This is a genomic window from Pseudaeromonas sp. HNCC25DJ182 (assembly GCF_055413365.1).
The window spans coordinates 220,719-237,866 of record NZ_JBVAYG010000002.1 but is presented as its reverse complement, the minus strand read 5'-3'; the positions used below and the strand labels follow the sequence as shown (position 1 = coordinate 237,866).

Here is a 17,148-nt window from a genome sequence, read left to right as displayed (position 1 = left end):
AGTGCGCAGGTTTACTCTTTAAGACCGAGCCGTCTGACCAGCCGGTGCAGGTTGCCGCTGTCCATCTGCAGAGCCCGGGCGGTAGCCGCCCAATTACCCTTCTCGGCGGCCAGCGTCTGCTCGATCAGCCGGATCTGGAACGCATCGGTGGCGGCCCGCAGCCCCAGACCGGCCGCCATGGGGGCAGGAACCTCCTCGGCGCCGGGGCGAGTGACGGCGGCAGCGGGTGCAGATGTTGCCAGATTGAAGTGGTGACAGCCCAGCGTCGGCGTCAGGCTACCTTGCTCGGCTCGGGCCAACACAGCCGCCCGGTGAATGGCATGCTCCAGCTCGCGGACATTGCCCGGCCAGTCGTAGCGGCCCAGCAGCTGCAGTGCCTGGGGCTGGATGCCGAGGCGCTCCAGACCCAGACTGACCCGGCAGCGTTCGCAAAAGTAGCCCGCCAGCAGGGGGATATCCTCCGGCCGCTCGCGCAGCGCTGGGGCGTGGATTGGAAACACACTCAGCCGGTGATAGAGATCGGCCCGGAACGCCCCCTCGACCACCGCCTGCTTCAGATCCCGGTTGGTAGCCGCCAGGATGCGCACATTCACCTTGAGCGGGGTGTCATCGCCGATCCGCTGCAGATCACCGTACTGCAACACCCGCAGCAGCTTGGCTTGCAACGGCAAGGACAACTCGCCGATCTCGTCAAGAAACAGGGTGCCCTTGTCGGCCAGCTCGAACTTGCCCGCCCGGTTGTGAATGGCACCGGTGAAGGCGCCCTTCACATGGCCGAACAGTTCACTCTCCGCCACCGACTCCGGCAGAGCCGCGCAGTTGAGATAGACCAGCGGCATTGCCGACCGTGGCGAGCCCTGGTGCACCGCCTTGGCGATCAGCTCCTTGCCCACCCCGGTCTCGCCCAGGATCAACACGTTGAGCTCCGAGCTGGCGACCACGGCGATTTCGTGGCGCAGCTGAGCCATGGCCGGTGAGTGGCCGATCATCTCCGGCTGTCCGGGCCCGGCCTGGGTCGAGGGGGCCAGCGGCTCGCTGCTCTGGCGGGCGAGCCGCTCCAGCAGCAGGGCATTGCTGAGGGCGGCGGCGGCCAGCGCCCCCACCAGTCGCAACTCCTCATCGCTGATGCCGTCAAACTGGGTCGGGTTCATATCATCGATGGTCAGAGCGCCAATCAGTGTCTGATCCGAGAACAGCGGCAGCCCGACGCAGGCATGCACCTTGAAGTCGCTGTGATCCGGGATCAGGCCGTCATAGGGATCCGGCAAATGGCTATCGGCGGGGAAGCGCACCACATCCCCCGCCCGGGCGATCGCCTCCATGCGCGGATGATCCACCAGCCGGAAGCGGCGACCGAGCACATCCTGCATCAGACCATCGATGGCCAGCGGGATGAACTGCCCGCCCTCATAACGCAGCAGGGCCGAGGCGTCGGAGCACAACAGGCGGCGCACGCTCTGGATCAGCCGGTGAAACCTGTCCTGATGGGAGATGCCCAGTTGCAGATCGAGAGCGATGCGCGCCAGGCTGTCGGTCGAAATCATGATGATTGTCCAAATGACAGTGTCTTTGTGATTTTGACTATAACCGCCGATTGTCATAACGACAATGACTGAACCGCTAACCCATTAAAAACAATAATTTATAAATTGGCACGGCGACTGCAATAGTTGGTTCAGTCATCTATTCGCTATTGCATGCTGAGGAACCAATTCATGACCATTCACGTCAAAAACAACATTCACTGGGTCGGGCAACGGGATTGGGAAGTCCGCGACTTTCATGGTACCGAGTACAAGACCCTGAAGGGCACCAGCTACAACAGCTACCTCATCCGCGAAGGCAAGAACGTGCTGATCGATACCGTGGATCACAAGTTCAGCCGCGAGTTCGTGCAGAACCTGGCGGCCGAGATCGATCTGGCCAGCATCGATTATGTGGTCATCAACCACGCCGAAGAGGATCACGCCGGTGCCCTGACCGAGCTGATGGCCCGCATCCCGGGCACCCCCATCTATTGCACCCACAACGCCATCGACTCCATCACCGGTCACCATCACCACCCGGAGTGGAACTTCCACCCGGTCAAAACCGGCGACAGCCTGGATATCGGCAATGGCAAGCAGTTGGTGTTTATCGAAACACCCATGCTGCACTGGCCCGACAGCATGATGACCTACATGACCGAGGATGCGGTGCTGTTCTCCAACGACGCCTTCGGCCAACACTACTGCGACGAGCGACTGTTCAACGACGAAGTGGATCAGACCGAGTTAATGGAGCAGTGCCTGCGCTACTACGCCAATATCCTCACCCCGTTCAGCCCGCTGGTGACCGCCAAGATCAACGAGGTGTTGGGCTTTAACCTGCCGGTCAGCATGGTCGCCACCTCCCACGGCATCGTCTGGCGCGACAACCCGACCCAGATCATTCTCAAATACCTGGAGTGGGCCGAACAGTATCAGGAGGATCGCATCACCCTGTTCTACGACTCCATGTCCAACAACACCCGCATGATGGCCGATGCCATCGCCCAAGGCATCCACGAGGTGGACCCTGGCGTGGCGGTGAAGATTTTCAACGTCGCCCGTCATGACAAGAACGAGATCCTGACTCAGGTGTTCCGCTCCAAGGGAATACTGGTGGGCTCCTCGACCATGAACAACGTCATGATGCCCAAGGTGGCGGGCATGCTCGAGGAGATCACCGGCCTGCGGTTTCGCAACAAGCGCGCCGCAGCGTTCGGCAGCTATGGCTGGACCGGTGGCGCTGTGGACCGCATCCAGACCCGGCTGATGGACGCCGGCTTCGACATCAGCCTCTCCCTCAAGGCCAAGTGGCGCCCGGATGGCTCGGCGCTGGCCGAGTGCCGCGCCCATGGCCGTCAGCTCGCCCGACAGTGGGCCCTGCACCCGCTCGCTCCTAGTCCAGAACTCGCTCTATCCGCCCACGAGGCCACCGAGCTGACGCCGGCTGTGGCCGCCGCTGCGCAGCCCTCCGTCGCAGCGACAGGCCCGGCGCTGGATGAGGATCAGAGCATGCTCTGCACCGTCTGCCAGTGGATCTACGATCCGGCACTCGGCGAGCCGGATCAGCTGGTGGCTGCGGGCACGCCCTGGGCCCAGGTACCGGAGAGCTTCCTCTGCCCCGGCTGCGGCATCGGCAAGGAGGTGTTCGAACCCTGCGCCGTGGAGGCCTGCGTATGAGCAACCTGGAGCGCGCGACTTGCGGCGTCAGTCGGGAGATCCTGGTGATCGGCAGTGGTTTCGCCGCCCAGCAACTGATCAAGAGCCTGCGCAAGCTGGATGCCCAGCACCCCATTCGCCTCATCACCGCCGACAGCGGGGATGAGTACAACAAGCCGGACTTGAGCCATGTGGTGAGCCGGGGCAGCAGCGCCGCCGCCATGACCCGCCAAAGCGGCGCCGAATTTGCCGAGCAGCAACGCATCACACTAGTACCGCACTGCCCTGTGCTGGGCATAGATCCTGCCCGCCGCATCGTGCTGACCGCGCAGGGGGAGTACTCCTATGGCCAGCTGGTGCTGGCCACCGGTGCCACGGCTGTGCGCCCACCCATTCCGGGCGCTGAACAACTGGTGACCCTCAACAGCCAGCAGGAGTACGCCGCCATTGAGGCGCGGCTGCAGAACGCCCAGCGCATTCTGGTGTTGGGAGCAGGCCTCATCGGTTGCGAGCTGGCGATGGACATGGCCAGTAGTGGACGTCAGGTGACCCTGGTGGATCTGGCCAGCAGCCCGCTCAGCGCCCTGCTACCCGCCATGTTAAGCCAACCGCTGCACCAGGCACTGCTGACTCAGGGCGTGAGCCTGCTGCTGGGCCTGGGGATCCGCGAAATCGCCCTGCGCGATCCGCAGCGGCCGGACGCGGGCTGCCGGGTGATCTTAAGCGATGGCCAAGTGAGCGAGCAGGATCTGGTGATTTCCGCCATCGGCCTCAAGCCCAATACCCAGTTGGCTCAGGCGGCCGGGCTGAGCGTCGGGCGCGGCATCCAGGTCGATGCGGGGTTGCGCAGCTCGGATCCGCATATCTATGCCTTGGGCGATTGTGCCGAATGGCAGGGGCAATTGCTGCCCTTCCTGCAACCAATCCTGCTCGGCGCCAATGCCCTGGCTAAGACCCTGCTCGGCGCGCCCACGGCGCTGAGCCTGCCGCCCATGCTGGTGAAGGTGAAGACGCCCCTCTACCCGCTGCAACTGGCAGGCCGCACCCGGGGCGAGGATCTGGCCTGGCAGTGCCGCTGGAACCAACAGGGATTGGTGGCCGAGGCTCGGGGAGAAAACGGCGAGCTGTGCGGCTTTGTGGTCGGGGGCGATCAGATGAGTGCCGCCTTCCCGCTGCTGCGCCAACTGCCCCGTTAAGTTGTTAGGTTGACAACGGCCGGCTGAACCGGCCATTTGAGGAGAATTGCCATGTCCATGCACCTGATCCCGGCCCACTGGGTCGTCCGCCGCTCTACCCCTTTCTTTACCCGCGATAACGTGCCGCCAGCCCTGCTCAGCCATCACAATACGGCGGCCGGCGTGTTCGGCCAGCTCTGCGTGATGGAGGGGAGTGTCACTTACTATGGTTTTGCCAACGAACAAGCTGAAGAGCCGGAGCTGGCTCTGGTGATCCGCGCCGGTGAGTTTGCCACCAGCCCGCCCCAGTACTGGCACCGGGTCGAACTCTCCGCAGATGCCCGTTTCAACATCCACTTCTGGGCCGAACAGGCACCATCGGATCAGCCGCTGTACCACAGTCGTCAGCCATCATAACCAAAGGTGCGAGGGCGGGATCCTGGGATCCGGGATACCGAGTCCAGGGGATGCTGAGGGCGGATGATCCAGCCTTCGGCTTCCCGCGCCGAGCGACGCGAACGCAATGCTCGCTTATTGCGGTGTTCTGATGCCGAGTTGGGTCGCCGAATAGTCTTCCAGATGGTATTGGATCAGCCGCTCTATGGTGCCGTTACGGCGCAGCTCGCGTAATTTGCGATCAATCTGGGGCAGATACTGGATATATTTCGATTTCTTCGAGATCCCGATATGCAGGTATTCGGTATTGACCGGGTGCTTGAGTGGAATAATCCGCCCGGCGTATCCCTCTTTTTTGATATGTAACAGTCCACTATATAAGCCGGTGACAAAAGCATCGATGCGGTTAGCCTCCAGCTTCTTGATATTCAGGATGCTGGTCGGTACCTCTTCGACGCTGGCATATTTTTTCCGCCAGGCATCGAACTCCTGGCCCTGGCTTTCGCCCAGCACCTCACCAAAGCGGATGCCCTTCAAATCATCCCGTGTCTCGAAAGGAAAGGCCCGGGTATGCCAGACAAACACCGCCGTCGGATCCGCACTCAGTGGCTCCTCGGAAAACGCCATATATTTCAGGCGGTCATCGGTAATATAACCACCGCACAGAATATCCACCTCACCGAGTTCGATCTTGCGCAAGATCCGCTTCCAGGGACCAACATAGCGGGAGGTCACGTTAATCCCCAAATCGTGGAAGATGATGTTCACCACATCGATACCGACGCCGACGATTTCATCCCCCTGCCGCCACATAAAAGGCGCATATTCCTCATGGCCGCTGACGATGACCCCTTCCGCCGCAAAGGGACGAGTCGAGGCGAACAGGAGACCCAAGGTCACAGCGCAACCCACCATCTTGATGCAACGAGAAAGCATGCTATTCCTTTTGGTTCCGTCCCGGTTATTGGTTGTGAATCAAGTGCGGTGGCGTTTGGGCGAATAGCATGGGTGGCAGGGATGCCACCATCGAGTCGACAGGGATGTCTTCACGACGTGTCTGCGATCGCCCGAATTCCACACGGATGCCAGCTTTTGTCGATGCCAAAATCATTGCGACAGAGCCTTCCTTTACCCTGCTGCGACATCCTGTGCTACACCGAACAGTCAGTCTGCGGCCACGGGCGCTCGGTCACTTTTCTCCATATTTCCAGATACCTGCAGTTCTGTCATGCACTCCGTGTGTTCTGAATGATGAATTGTCGGCGCCTGCACAGAGCGTCCTGTCACCATCGCGGTTCAGTTCGATTCCGGCAATAAAAAGGCCTCGCCATAAGGCGAGGCCCAGCTCTGGATGACCGTAATCAGAATGCGGCCGCGACCAGAGCCGCCAGCGACATGGTAGGGCGACCCAGTAATTCACTCAGCTGATGGCTGTCATCAAACAGTGCGCCCTGACTGGCGCCAACATCGGAATCGGCGAGCAGGGCGGCCAGGCCTTCGGGCAAACCGGCACCCAGCAGAATGCTCTGGAACTCAGCCTGTGGCAGATCCTGATACGGAATGGTCCGGCCGGCATGACGGGAGATTTCCGCCGCCAGCTCCGCCAGGGTATAGCCGCTATCACCAGCCAGCTCGTACACCAGCCCCGCCTGTTGATCCCGAGTCAGGACAATGGCCGCCGCCTCGGCATAATCGGCCCGCGCCGCCGAAGCGATGCGGCCTTCACCGGCACTGCCCAGCAGCACGCCATGCTCCAGCGCACTGGGGATGCTGGCCAGATAATTTTCGGTGTACCAGCCATTGCGCAGCAGCACCACCGGCAATCCGGAATCCCGCAGCAAGGCTTCGGTCTGTTGATGTTCTGCCGCCAGACCGAGCGGGGAGCGTTCGGCATGCAGCAAGCTGGTGTAGGCCAGCAGTTTCACCTTGGCTTGCTGGGCGGCAGCAATCACGGCCGCATGTTGTGCGACCCGCTGACCCACTTCACTGCTGGAGATCAGCAGCACCTTGTCGGCACCGGCAAAGGCACGGACCAGTGAATCCGGTTGGTTGTAGTCGGCCTGGCGTACCTGGACGCCCAATTGGACCAAGTCCGCCACACGCTCCGGGTTACGCACGGCAGCAACAATTTGCCCGGCGGGCATGCGCGCCAGCAGGGAATCGATCACCAAACGGCCCAGTTGGCCAGAAGCACCTGTCACGACAATCATGATCATTTTCCTTGGGGTTATGAACGCAGAGACCCTACAATAATCGCCTAACAAACTTTTTGTAAGTACACACAAAAAGGTAAGTATGAAATGAATGATCATCCAGATATCGCGGCTTCCCAGCCGCTGTCATTGAGCGAATTGATGCAGCGCGGCGTGCTGTTTTCTGAAAAGTGCCCCTCCCGCGAGGTGCTCAAGCATGTCACCAGTCGCTGGGGTGTGCTGGTGTTGGTGGCCCTGCGCGGCGGTACCCACAGATTCAGCGATTTGCGGCGCCTGATTGGCGGCGTCAGTGAGAAGATGCTGGCTCAGACCCTGCAGTGGCTCGAGGCGGATGGCTTTGTGCTGCGCATCGCCTACCCGGTGGTGCCGCCCCATGTGGAATACAGTCTCACCCCGCTCGGCACCGAAGTGGCCGCCCAGGTTGCCGGGCTCGCCGACTGGATCGAGGTGAACCTGCCACGGATCCTCAACGTCCGCAGCGACAGCCCGCCGCCGTCCGACGCATAACTGCAATCGAGGTTGCCCGACCCCGAACACGGGTAACCGGGTCCTGGTACTGGATCGCGGCCGCAAGAACCAGGATCCGCCTATGGTATGCTCCCGAGACTCAAACTTGGGACCTAACAAGACAGGAGCATAGATGGCAGAGCCGACTTATCTGGATAGCGGGATCCGCGAGATGCAGTTTGGTCAAGGCGTAAAAATCGTCCGGCCGGTGAATCTGTATGGCAGCTATATCGATGATGAAGCCTTCATCGGACCCTTTGTGGAAATCCAGCGTCACGTCTCTATCGGCAAACGCAGCCGAGTCCAATCCCATACCTTTATCTGTGAATATGTCACCATCGGCGAGGATTGTTTCATTGGTCATGGCGTGATGTTTGCCAACGATCTGTTTCGCGCAGGCGCACCCAATCCGGATCCGGACGCCTGGGGACGCACCCGGATTGCCGATCGGGTCACCATTGGCTCTCACGCCACCATACTACCGGTGAACATCTGCTCCGGAGCCGTGATTGGCGCCGGTGCGGTCGTTACCCGGGATATCGAGATCCCCGGCACCTATGCCGGTAATCCAGCCCGGCTGATCCGCGCATTCGAGTAACACATCCACCAGCAATCCGAGCAACGCTTGAAAATCTACGGTGCCAGACACATTTGGTTACCCTTTTGGCAGACTTCTGTCACCAGCAACGACTAGGCTCAGGGTATCTGCAAGCGACCTCGAGATATGGTATGCGTTACCTGATTGGACTACTGACCCTGAGCCTGCTGTGTTGGGGGGTGAGTCTGCCGGCCGATGCCCTGAGCCAGGGCTTTTTCTTCTGGCGCGGCCAAGGCATTCAACTCACCGGCCTGCTGGCCATAGGACTGATGAGCGCGCTACTGCTGATGGCCAGCCGCCCTCGCTGGCTGGAGCAACGGCTGGGCGGGCTGGATAAGCTCTATCAGTTGCACAAGTGGAGTGGCATCAGCAGCGGCATTCTGGTGCTGATGCACTGGGTATTGAGCAAGTCGCCACGCTGGCTGATCCAGCTCGGCTGGCTGGAGCCGGGAGCCCCGCGAGCCCATGTGGCCGATGCCTGGCGGGGTCTGGCTCAGGAAGCGGGCGAACTGGCGTTTTATGGCCTGATCCTGCTGCTGATTGTCAGTCTGATCCGCGCCCTGCCCTATGGCCGCTTTCGGCTGATCCATAAAGCCGGTGCCGTGCTGGCGCTGCTGGCCTGTCTTCATAGTCTCTATCTGCTGACACCGGCGCTGCGTTGGACATCGTTCGGTATTCTGACACAGCTACTCTGTCTGGTGGCTGCGGGGGCCGCGCTGTGGAGCCTGAGCGGCCGCATCGGGCGTGCGCAACAAGTCACCGGAGAGCTGCTGACGATCCAGCCCCTGACACCGCAGGTGCTCGAGTTGACGATCCGGCTTCCGGCCGCCTTTTGTCAACGCTATCGCGCCGGTCAGTTTGCCTTGCTGACCCTGCATCCGGACGAAGGCGCGCACCCCTTCACCCTGGTCGATCTGGACCCCCGGACCGGCATCGCCACCTTTGCCATCAAGGCGCTGGGCGACTACACCCGGACGCTGGCCGATCGCGTGCATCCAGGGGACAGCGCCCGGGTCGAAGGGCCGTTTGGTGGTTTCACCCTGCCTGCGGCCAGCTCGCAGACTCACTACTGGATCGCGGGTGGCATCGGCATCACGCCGTTCGTCGCCTGGCTGGAAGAGCTGGCCCGGCGCGGAGAACACAGGCCCGACAGCCGTCTCATCTATTGTGTCGAGCGCCACAGCGATCTGCTGTACCACCAGCGGTTGACCCGGTTGGCCGCCACCTGCGCCATTTCCCTGACCATTCTGGAGCGTGATCGCCATGGTCTGCTGGATGCCCGGCAGTTGTTGGCTCACGATCCGGGTCCCTGCTGGTTCTGTGGTCCGGAAGGGATGCGGCAGATGCTGCTGCAGTATCTGCCCCACCAGCAGCTGCATTACGAGCAGTTTGAGTTTCGCTAAAGCATCGTCGTCCTCTGTGCCGTAGCGCCTGTCACCCCAGCATAACTGCTTAAGGACTCAAATTTGCGTTTTATGGCGCGAAGAGGTGGACTTGCCACCGGCTATGCACGATACACTGAACAGGTAGGACGGATAGCAGAAGGGATCTCGGCATGGTATCAGCCAGACAGCAGGATCGACGGTGGCTTCTCGGGTTGGCCATGACCTGTATCGCCCAGGGCGTGCATGCCGGAGATTCGCTCTTGCAACAACAGGTCAATGCCGCCCTGTCATTGATGACCTTTACCGTCACTCCCGATATTACCGCCAGCAATCTGAGCATCAATGAGGGGAACGGCGACAGCAGCGATCTGCTGATGACGCAGCTGGGCGGCGGTGCCACCATGAGTGATGAGGTCCCGGTTTATCTGGAAGGCAATCTGGGGTTCAGCCGCTATGATCCGCAGTTTGTCATCAGCAGGGGCGAAGAACGTAATACCTTCCCCGCCAAATGGAATACGGTCTCAGTTTCCGGTGGCGTGGGCTGGGATTTTGCTCTGAGTGAACACTGGGTCATCCGGCCGATTGCCAATCTGTCGTTGGGCACAGTTGCCAGTGATTTGCGGATTGCCGATTGGATATTGGAGCATAAGACCGCCAACGAATCCGCCTTTCTGGAGAATGGCCGCCTCAACGCCTATGGCCTGGGTGGCTCCTTGATGCTGGATTACGAACTGTTCGCCGACAAGCACGATATTGATGCCGAAATCCGTTACTCCTATATCCACTTACAAAGCTTTGGCAGTACCAGCGAGGCGGTGCAAGGCCAGGCCGATGCCGAGAATCTCGGTCTCTATCTACGCCGTCGGGCACCGACCGGCCTGATGCTGTTATCCAGGCCCCTGCGCTATGTGCTGGAAGGGGCACGCACCGAGTATTTCGGAGCGCAACGCGGCATGCTGGGATTTGATGCCCTCAACTCCCTCGGCGCCGGTTTTGAATTGGATAGCAGCAAGTATGACATCATCATCTCTCGCACCCGCTTGGTGGGGCGCTATATGTTTGGCGAAAATACGGCCGGTTATTCCGTGGGCCTGGCGGTCAGCTTCTAACTGTTTCCCCGAGCAACAACAAGGCCCCGCAGCAACGCGGGGCCTTGGGCTGCCATCCCCTCAACCGGTGACGGGCACTGCAGAGCACTCAACCGACTCAACGCTCCAGGATCTGGACCACATCGTCTTTTTTAATCATGGTTTCGCGCCCCTCCTCGTCGTCATAAATATACATGCCGGTGGTTTCATCCAGCTTCGGTTTGCTATCCGTGGTTAACATGCGGCCATCTTTGGTACCAATAACATACTGCGAACTACAGGCCACCAAGCCCACCATGCAGAACACAGCCACCGCGATCATCGTCAGAAATCGTTTCATGATTTACTCCTTGGACAAACATTGATCATTCAAACCCCGAACAGTCTTCTGATGCAGTCAGTCGCCATGCCACGACATTTCAGGAGACACAGGCAGAGCTTAGTTCAAAATTCAAGCAGTCTCATAATGCCCCCCATCTAGCGATGAAAATTATCTGCCCGCATGATGAGCATGCCTCGGTTCACCGCTTGCCCCATCTCGATAGCGTTTCCTGAGCTACACGCAGAAGATGAAATCGAGAGTGACAAAGCGAGGAAGAGAGCCAAGAAAGAAAGAGAGAGGGGACGCATTTTAGTCCTGGCTCCGATGACAGAGTGGCAACGAACGATTAGCCTGTAATCAGGATGACCAACGGATGGATGAACAGGATGAAACTCACCAAACTCGCGCTCTGGCTGCCACTGGCACTACTTCCCGTCTCGCTGGCTTGGGGGGAGGGCTCGGCGCCCGTCGATAACAGCCCCAAATGGCAAGTGACACCCTTCATTGGCTACAGCTCCAGTCTGGATTTTGATAGCAGCGACGAGACAACCAATGTTTCAGGCAAGGAGAACCAAAACTGGGGAGTGTTTATCAGCAAGGAGACCACAGATCCCGGGATGATCGAGCTGATCTACAGCCATGAGAGCACCGACCTGTCCCCCGCACAGTCGGATGACCTGGCCATCGATTATCTGCACTTCGCCGGTGCCCTGACCCTGGCCGACGGGGTTCGTCCCTATGTCGGCGCCGGTATCGGGTTTACCCGCCTCGCCGCCTATGACAGCAGCACCCGACCGTCTCTGGCGCTGGCCTTAGGCGTACAGCCCCGGCTGAGCGACAACATAGCCCTGCGCGCCGAAGTGCGCGGCTATGGCACCTTCATCAGTGATGACAGCGTCTTTATCTGCAATCCGGCGATCTGCAACCTCAAGGTTCAAGGTGAGATGCTGACCCAGATCCAGGCCAATATCGGTATCACGGCCCGCTTCTAACCCCGAATCTCCCGCGCGGCAACAAACAAAAGGCCTCATCCACCGATGAGGCCTTTTGGTCTAGCCGATAGCGCCTGAATCAGTGCATCACAAAGTCGATACCCTGCTGGATCTCCTGATTCAGGGTCGGCAGCATGCCGTCGATGGCCGCCTGTTCGACCGGGTGCACCGGGGAATAGTCCAGCACCTGCGCCACACCATCCGGCCCCAGCAGGATGGGCTGACTAAAGAAGCGTGCCTGTGGGTGACCGCCTTCGATATAGGCATATTCGCGGATATTCGCCTCCCCCTGCTTGGCGCGTACCAGCGACAGGCAGAAGCGCAACGCGGCATAGGCCATGGCCAGGGTCGCCGAACCGGCACCGGCTTTCGCCTCGACCACCTCGGTACCGGCTTGCTGCACCCGGGCAATCAGGGCACGTAACTGCTCGTCGCTGTAGTGTCCCTCGGCGACATGGGAGAACAGCGGCACTATGGTCAAGCCACTGTGACCACCGACGACCGGCACCACAGGCGCATCCGCCTCCCCCGCCACATCCAGGCAGAAGGACTCGGCGCGCGCCACATCCAGCGAAGTGAGGCCAAACAGCCGGCGCGGATCATAGACCCCGAGCTGGGTCAGGACTTCCGCCGCAATGGGCACCATGCTATTGACCGGATTGGTGATGATGGCAATCAGCGCCTTGGGGCACACCCGGCCGCAGTGCTGCACCAAATCCATGATGATACCGGCGTTGAACTTGAACAGATCAGAGCGCTCCATCCCCGGCTTGCGGGCGATCCCTGCCGGGATCAGCACTATATCTGCCCCCGCCAGTGCCGCTGAAGGGTCCCGGCCGGTAAAACCGGCGACCTGGACGCGACTCGGGATATGGCTCAAATCCACGGCCACGCCCCGGGTCATGGGGGCCGGGTCGTAGAGTGCCAATTCAGAACCGGCCGGCAATTGCATTTTCAACAACAAGGATAAGGGCTGACCAATCCCCCCTGCAGCACCCAGTACGACAACTTTCATCTATTGCTCCATGCAGCGAAGATCATATTAATAAACCCGGTGATATGTAATGAATTGACAATAAACAAAACAATTCACTCACAAATTATTCATCTTTTATTAGCGTCACATTTATTAATTAACAAAAATAGTGATTGACGCATTTTTATCAATTTATCATGTAGTTACAGTGTCGTCATTCAGGAATAACCGAGCCATTTCACAAAATATAATATGGAATAGAAGAGCAATAATACTATTCCAGACCAATAAACAACGGATAATCCAGCACAGAAAGACGCACCCAGAATATTCGTTGAAATAACCACATGACAGAGCGTTCTATTATTTCCCTCATCGCCGGTCAGGGGTGGCTCATTTCATGACATGCCGCACAGACTGGCTCACGCCAAGCAGATCCAATTGGCGCGACGCCTGGCAGGGAGGGACAGGAGACCCGGATCTCGGCCGCCGCGAGCCCGAACCTTGGCACCGTCGATGGCGATGTGACACGCCACCAAAGGCTGTCGCCCCGCGCTTTCACCCCTAATCACCATGGTTTAGAATGCGGGTCTGTGAATTTTCCTCTGGCTGACAACGAGATTCGTATGGCTCAGTTTATTTACACCATGAATCGGGTGGGCAAGGTTGTTCCGCCCAAGCGACATATCCTGAAAAACATCTCCCTCTCCTTCTTCCCGGGCGCCAAGATCGGCGTACTGGGTCTGAACGGTGCCGGTAAATCCACCCTGCTGCGCATCATGGCCGGGATCGATACCGAGATCGAAGGGGAAGCCCGTCCACAACCCGGTATCAAGATCGGTTATCTGCCCCAGGAGCCGCAACTGGATCCGGAACAAACCGTGCGTGAAGCCGTCGAGCAGGCCATGGGCGAACTCAAGAGCGCCCTGGCCCGTCTGGATGCCGTCTATGCCGCCTATGCCGACCCAGATGCCGACTTTGACAAGCTGGCCAAGGAGCAGGGCGAGCTGGAAGCCATCATCCAGGCCCATGACGGTCACAATATGGAAAACCAGCTGGAGCGCGCGGCCGATGCTCTGCGTCTGCCCGCTTGGGATGCCCAGATCAAGCACCTCTCCGGCGGTGAGCGTCGCCGGGTAGCCCTGTGCCGCCTGTTGCTGGAAAAGCCCGACATGCTGCTGCTGGACGAACCGACCAACCACCTGGATGCCGAATCCGTGGCCTGGCTCGAACGCTTCCTCCACGACTATGAAGGCACTGTGGTCGCCATCACCCACGACCGTTACTTCCTCGACAATGTGGCCGGCTGGATCCTGGAGCTGGACCGCGGCGAGGGTATCCCGTGGGAAGGCAACTACTCCTCCTGGCTGGAACAAAAAGATGCCCGTCTGGCGCAGGAAGCCTCCAGCGAAGCGGCGCGTCGCAAGTCCATCGAGAAGGAACTGGAGTGGGTTCGGCAGAATCCCAAGGGTCGTCAGGCCAAGTCCAAGGCCCGTCTGGCGCGCTTTGAAGAGCTCAACAGCAGCGATTACCAGAAGCGCAACGAGACCAACGAACTGTTCATTCCGCCAGGACCTCGCCTCGGCGACAAGGTGGTGGAAGTCCAGAACCTGCGCAAATCTTACGGCGATCGGGTGTTGATCGATGATCTCTCCTTTGCCATTCCCAAGGGCGCCATCGTCGGCATCATAGGTCCGAACGGTGCCGGTAAATCGACCCTGTTCCGTCTGCTCTCCGGGCAGGAACAGGCCGACAGCGGCACCATCAGCCTCGGTGATACCGTGCAGTTGGCCTCGGTGGATCAGTTCCGCGACAAGATGGATGGCAAGAAGACGGTGTTCGAAGAGGTGGCCGATGGTCAGGATATCCTGAAGATTGGCAATCTGGAGATCCCGAGCCGCGCCTATATCGGCCGGTTCAACTTCAAGGGTTCGGATCAGCAGAAGCGGGTCGGCGAACTCTCCGGGGGCGAGCGTGGCCGTCTGCATATGGCCAAGCTGCTGCAAGCAGGCGGCAACGTTCTGCTGCTGGATGAACCGACCAACGATCTGGATATCGAAACCCTGCGCGCCCTGGAAAACGCCCTGTTGGAGTTCCCCGGTTGCGCCATGGTCATCTCCCACGATCGCTGGTTCCTCGACCGTATCGCCACTCACATCCTCGACTACCAGGACGAGGGCAAGATCGAATTCTTTGAAGGCAACTTCACCGAATACGAAGAGTGGAAGAAGAAGACCTACGGTGCCGATGCCGTGCAACCCCACCGCGCCAAATACAAGCGGATTGCCAAATAACCGCGAAGTCATCAGACGGCGTGCGCGCTGACTGATATCCACCATCACGGGACCTGCGGGTCCCGTGTTCTTTTAACCGCACATCGCAGAACGCCAAAAGAACGAAACCAGCACTAAGGCTGGTTCGTCGTCGTGTCCTGCTCCCCTGATCCGGCGGTAACCGTCTTTGTCCCCCACCCGGCTTGTGGTGCAAGCGGGTCGTTCGGTGGTGCCCCATCCCCGGTAAGAGAGGGGGCGGCCTGCAAGACCGGATGGGTCTGGGCTTGCCACTGGAAGTGAGGAAATAATAGCGAGGATCGACGGGTGAGTGGTTGCAAAGTTGGTCTTGTTTTCGTTCCATATTGGCATATAAACTCACATATTATTCTTAATGCGCAATAACTCACCCTTCAAAGACAAAAGGCGTTATATCGTGCTCAAACTGGATCGTATCGATCGCAAAATTCTGACCCTGATGCAACAGGATGCCCGCATCAGCAATCTGGAGCTGGCCGAGCAGATTGGCCTCTCGCCTTCCCCCTGCTCGCGCCGGGTCAAGGCGCTGGAGGATGCGGGCCTGATCCTCGGGCATGTCACCCTGCTCAACCCCGAGCGACTGAACCTGAAGCTCACCGCCCACATCCATGTCACCGTGGACAAGCACACCCCCGAGCGGCTGGACAACTTCAATCAGGCGGTGAGCCAGATGCCGGAGGTGTTGCAGTGCGCGCTGATCACCGGCAACGACGCCGACTACATGCTCACCGTCATGGTGCCAGATATGGAGCACTATCAGCGCTTCTTGCTCGACAAGTTAACCCGCATCGACGGGGTTACAGGGGTGCGTTCCAGCTTTGTGCTGCGCCAGATCAAGCAGCAGACCGCGCTGCCGCTGGATCATCTGGAATAACCCCCGACCAAGAGTGGAGACCTAATCATGCAAACCGAATATCCTCGCGTCGGGATCGGCGTCATCCTGGTCAATAGTGACGGCCAGATCCTGCTGGGCAAGCGCAAAAACAGCCACGCCCCCTACTGGTCAATTCCCGGAGGTCATCTGGAGATGGGGGAGAGCTTCGAAGCCTGCGCTATCCGTGAAGTGGCAGAAGAGACCGGGATCCGGCTGGACCAGGTACGCTTTGTGGCGGTCAGTAACGATCTGGCGACCCATGCCGCGTGCGGCAAGCACTACATCTCCATCGCCCTGCTGGCCGAGGGGGTGACCCAGCAGCCACGGTTGTGCGAACCGGATAAATGCGAGGGTTGGCAGTGGTGCGATCCGGCCGACCTACCCGAACCCCACTTCGAAGCCAGCCGCAGCGCCATTCGCTGTTGGCTGGCCCAGCGGCCCTATCTTCCGTAACGGCTTGATGGGCCTCAATATCCCAGCTGAAAGTGCGCGACGGCTGCAGCCAATAGCATTATGCTCATGCACAAAATTTCATCTTGCTCCCAGATCCCGGCCCGGAGGCCTCATGCGTAAACTGGCTCTACTTCTTCCTCTGCTATTGAGTGCCTGCGCGCAACAAGCCGGCTCCTCAGACAGCAGCACTGAGGGCGCACTCAACGAGCCGACCGTGCAGATGACCATGGTCGCCACCTCGCTGGCTAACTGGCCCTATGCGACACCCGTGACCTTTGCCGTGCCGGACAACTTGCTGTATGGCAAGGAGCAGGGCCGACCCTGGCTGCCGCTGTTCCAGAGTGCCGCCCGGGATTATCTGACCTCGCTGGGTCTGAAAGAGGCTCCCGCCGCAGAAGCGAATGTATTGGTCGCCATCGGGGTGCTGGGTGAAAAAGAGGATACCGCCGGATTGCTGTTCAGCAAACTGGGCATGGATCCCGGTGTCACGGTCAGCAAGAAGGGGACGGTCGCCCTTGTGTTGAAGGATCGGCAGAGTGACACCAAGCTGTGGAGTGCCGCGCTGCAAGCCAGCAGCGATATGCCGTTGAAGGCCAATGAGGTGCGGGACAGAACCGCCCGTACCCTGATCCAGCAGATGATGATGCGGCTGCCCTCGGCACAGTAACGAAGGGG

At 59.6% G+C, this 17,148-nt stretch carries 17 protein-coding genes; 12 read left to right on the top strand and 5 right to left on the bottom strand.

Annotated features, from left to right (window positions below):
- Positions 1 to 11: 11 nt before the first annotated feature.
- Complete coding sequence (norR, locus tag ACZYUB_RS02970; protein WP_463945405.1) at positions 12 to 1,544, bottom strand: nitric oxide reductase transcriptional regulator NorR; 1,533 nt, start codon at positions 1,542 to 1,544, stop codon at positions 12 to 14.
- A 171-nt stretch (positions 1,545 to 1,715) separates the two neighbouring features.
- On the opposite strand from norR, the gene norV reads away from it, so the two are divergent.
- Genes norV through ACZYUB_RS02955 form a run of 3 tightly spaced genes read left to right on the top strand, consistent with a single transcriptional unit; the run spans position 1,716 to position 4,777 of the window.
- Complete coding sequence (gene norV, locus ACZYUB_RS02965) at positions 1,716 to 3,206, top strand: anaerobic nitric oxide reductase flavorubredoxin (protein WP_463945404.1); 1,491 nt, start codon at positions 1,716 to 1,718, stop codon at positions 3,204 to 3,206.
- Positions 3,203 to 4,381: an NADH:flavorubredoxin reductase NorW gene (gene norW / locus ACZYUB_RS02960; protein ID WP_463945402.1), complete on the top strand. Its 1,179-nt coding sequence runs from the start codon at positions 3,203 to 3,205 to the stop codon at positions 4,379 to 4,381. The genes norV and norW overlap by 4 nt, the downstream gene beginning before the upstream one ends.
- A gap of 51 nt (positions 4,382 to 4,432) precedes the next feature.
- Positions 4,433 to 4,777, top strand: a complete 345-nt coding sequence (locus tag ACZYUB_RS02955) for a TehB family protein (RefSeq protein ID WP_463945400.1) — start codon at positions 4,433 to 4,435, stop codon at positions 4,775 to 4,777.
- 114 nt (positions 4,778 to 4,891) lie between these two features.
- Here ACZYUB_RS02955 and ACZYUB_RS02950 read toward each other — a convergent pair whose 3' ends face one another.
- Both ACZYUB_RS02950 and ACZYUB_RS02945 read right to left on the bottom strand, forming a co-directional pair.
- Positions 4,892 to 5,692 (bottom strand): substrate-binding periplasmic protein, encoded by an 801-nt coding sequence (locus ACZYUB_RS02950; RefSeq protein WP_463945398.1) that lies wholly within the window; start codon positions 5,690 to 5,692, stop codon positions 4,892 to 4,894.
- Between the two features lie 425 nt (positions 5,693 to 6,117).
- The gene (locus tag ACZYUB_RS02945) at positions 6,118 to 6,966 is read right to left on the bottom strand and encodes an SDR family oxidoreductase (protein ID WP_463945396.1); all 849 of its coding nucleotides are present in this window, start codon (positions 6,964 to 6,966) and stop codon (positions 6,118 to 6,120) included.
- A 90-nt stretch (positions 6,967 to 7,056) separates the two neighbouring features.
- On the opposite strand from ACZYUB_RS02945, the gene ACZYUB_RS02940 reads away from it, so the two are divergent.
- The 4 genes from ACZYUB_RS02940 to ACZYUB_RS02925 all read left to right on the top strand — a co-directional run bounded on the left by ACZYUB_RS02940 (position 7,057) and on the right by ACZYUB_RS02925 (position 10,568).
- A complete protein-coding gene (locus ACZYUB_RS02940) occupies positions 7,057 to 7,476 on the top strand; it encodes a winged helix-turn-helix transcriptional regulator (RefSeq protein ID WP_463945394.1) in 420 nt (139 codons plus the stop codon).
- A gap of 133 nt (positions 7,477 to 7,609) precedes the next feature.
- Positions 7,610 to 8,074, top strand: a complete 465-nt coding sequence (locus ACZYUB_RS02935) for an acyltransferase (protein WP_463945393.1) — start codon at positions 7,610 to 7,612, stop codon at positions 8,072 to 8,074.
- Positions 8,075 to 8,205: 131 nt separating this feature from the next.
- Positions 8,206 to 9,477, top strand: a complete 1,272-nt coding sequence (locus ACZYUB_RS02930; protein ID WP_463945391.1) for a ferredoxin reductase family protein — start codon at positions 8,206 to 8,208, stop codon at positions 9,475 to 9,477.
- Between the two features lie 200 nt (positions 9,478 to 9,677).
- Entirely contained in the window at positions 9,678 to 10,568 is an 891-nt protein-coding gene (locus tag ACZYUB_RS02925) for an autotransporter domain-containing protein (protein ID WP_463945531.1), read from the top strand.
- 97 nt (positions 10,569 to 10,665) lie between these two features.
- Here the strand turns inward: ACZYUB_RS02925 and ACZYUB_RS02920 are convergent, their stop codons facing one another.
- On the bottom strand, positions 10,666 to 10,887 hold the full coding sequence (locus tag ACZYUB_RS02920; protein ID WP_463945389.1) for a YgdI/YgdR family lipoprotein: 222 nt from the start codon (positions 10,885 to 10,887) through the stop codon (positions 10,666 to 10,668).
- Positions 10,888 to 11,255: 368 nt separating this feature from the next.
- Between ACZYUB_RS02920 and ACZYUB_RS02915 the strand changes: the two genes are divergently transcribed.
- Positions 11,256 to 11,861 carry an outer membrane beta-barrel protein gene (locus ACZYUB_RS02915; RefSeq protein WP_463945387.1) on the top strand — a complete coding sequence of 202 codons (606 nt, stop codon included), beginning with the start codon at positions 11,256 to 11,258 and terminating at the stop codon, positions 11,859 to 11,861.
- Between the two features lie 79 nt (positions 11,862 to 11,940).
- Here ACZYUB_RS02915 and mdh read toward each other — a convergent pair whose 3' ends face one another.
- Positions 11,941 to 12,876: a malate dehydrogenase gene (gene mdh / locus ACZYUB_RS02910; protein ID WP_463945385.1), complete on the bottom strand. Its 936-nt coding sequence runs from the start codon at positions 12,874 to 12,876 to the stop codon at positions 11,941 to 11,943.
- A gap of 587 nt (positions 12,877 to 13,463) precedes the next feature.
- On the opposite strand from mdh, the gene ettA reads away from it, so the two are divergent.
- The 4 genes from ettA (at position 13,464) to ACZYUB_RS02890 (ending at position 17,140) form a co-directional block, all read left to right on the top strand.
- Entirely contained in the window at positions 13,464 to 15,131 is a 1,668-nt protein-coding gene (ettA, locus tag ACZYUB_RS02905) for an energy-dependent translational throttle protein EttA (protein ID WP_463945383.1), read from the top strand.
- A gap of 412 nt (positions 15,132 to 15,543) precedes the next feature.
- Positions 15,544 to 16,020, top strand: coding sequence for an Lrp/AsnC family transcriptional regulator (locus tag ACZYUB_RS02900; protein ID WP_460882689.1), 477 nt, complete (start codon positions 15,544 to 15,546; stop codon positions 16,018 to 16,020).
- Between the two features lie 27 nt (positions 16,021 to 16,047).
- Complete coding sequence (locus ACZYUB_RS02895) at positions 16,048 to 16,473, top strand: nucleotide triphosphate diphosphatase NUDT15 (RefSeq protein WP_463945382.1); 426 nt, start codon at positions 16,048 to 16,050, stop codon at positions 16,471 to 16,473.
- 112 nt (positions 16,474 to 16,585) lie between these two features.
- Positions 16,586 to 17,140 (top strand): DUF4136 domain-containing protein, encoded by a 555-nt coding sequence (locus ACZYUB_RS02890; protein ID WP_463945380.1) that lies wholly within the window; start codon positions 16,586 to 16,588, stop codon positions 17,138 to 17,140.
- Positions 17,141 to 17,148: the final 8 nt, after the last annotated feature.

Excerpts from the sequence above, each read along its gene's own strand:
- norR (WP_463945405.1), bottom strand. The coding sequence starts at position 1,544 with ATGATTTCGACCGACAGCCTGGCGCGCATCGCTCTCGATCTGCAACTG.
- norV (WP_463945404.1), top strand. The coding sequence starts at position 1,716 with ATGACCATTCACGTCAAAAACAACATTCACTGGGTCGGGCAACGGGAT.
- norW (WP_463945402.1), top strand. The coding sequence starts at position 3,203 with ATGAGCAACCTGGAGCGCGCGACTTGCGGCGTCAGTCGGGAGATCCTG.
- ACZYUB_RS02955 (WP_463945400.1), top strand. The coding sequence starts at position 4,433 with ATGTCCATGCACCTGATCCCGGCCCACTGGGTCGTCCGCCGCTCTACC.
- ACZYUB_RS02950 (WP_463945398.1), bottom strand. The coding sequence starts at position 5,692 with ATGCTTTCTCGTTGCATCAAGATGGTGGGTTGCGCTGTGACCTTGGGT.
- ACZYUB_RS02945 (WP_463945396.1), bottom strand. The coding sequence starts at position 6,966 with ATGATTGTCGTGACAGGTGCTTCTGGCCAACTGGGCCGTTTGGTGATC.
- ACZYUB_RS02940 (WP_463945394.1), top strand. The coding sequence starts at position 7,057 with ATGAATGATCATCCAGATATCGCGGCTTCCCAGCCGCTGTCATTGAGC.
- ACZYUB_RS02935 (WP_463945393.1), top strand. The coding sequence starts at position 7,610 with ATGGCAGAGCCGACTTATCTGGATAGCGGGATCCGCGAGATGCAGTTT.
- ACZYUB_RS02930 (WP_463945391.1), top strand. The coding sequence starts at position 8,206 with ATGCGTTACCTGATTGGACTACTGACCCTGAGCCTGCTGTGTTGGGGG.
- ACZYUB_RS02925 (WP_463945531.1), top strand. The coding sequence starts at position 9,678 with ATGACCTGTATCGCCCAGGGCGTGCATGCCGGAGATTCGCTCTTGCAA.
- ACZYUB_RS02920 (WP_463945389.1), bottom strand. The coding sequence starts at position 10,887 with ATGAAACGATTTCTGACGATGATCGCGGTGGCTGTGTTCTGCATGGTG.
- ACZYUB_RS02915 (WP_463945387.1), top strand. The coding sequence starts at position 11,256 with ATGAAACTCACCAAACTCGCGCTCTGGCTGCCACTGGCACTACTTCCC.
- mdh (WP_463945385.1), bottom strand. The coding sequence starts at position 12,876 with ATGAAAGTTGTCGTACTGGGTGCTGCAGGGGGGATTGGTCAGCCCTTA.
- ettA (WP_463945383.1), top strand. The coding sequence starts at position 13,464 with ATGGCTCAGTTTATTTACACCATGAATCGGGTGGGCAAGGTTGTTCCG.
- ACZYUB_RS02895 (WP_463945382.1), top strand. The coding sequence starts at position 16,048 with ATGCAAACCGAATATCCTCGCGTCGGGATCGGCGTCATCCTGGTCAAT.
- ACZYUB_RS02890 (WP_463945380.1), top strand. The coding sequence starts at position 16,586 with ATGCGTAAACTGGCTCTACTTCTTCCTCTGCTATTGAGTGCCTGCGCG.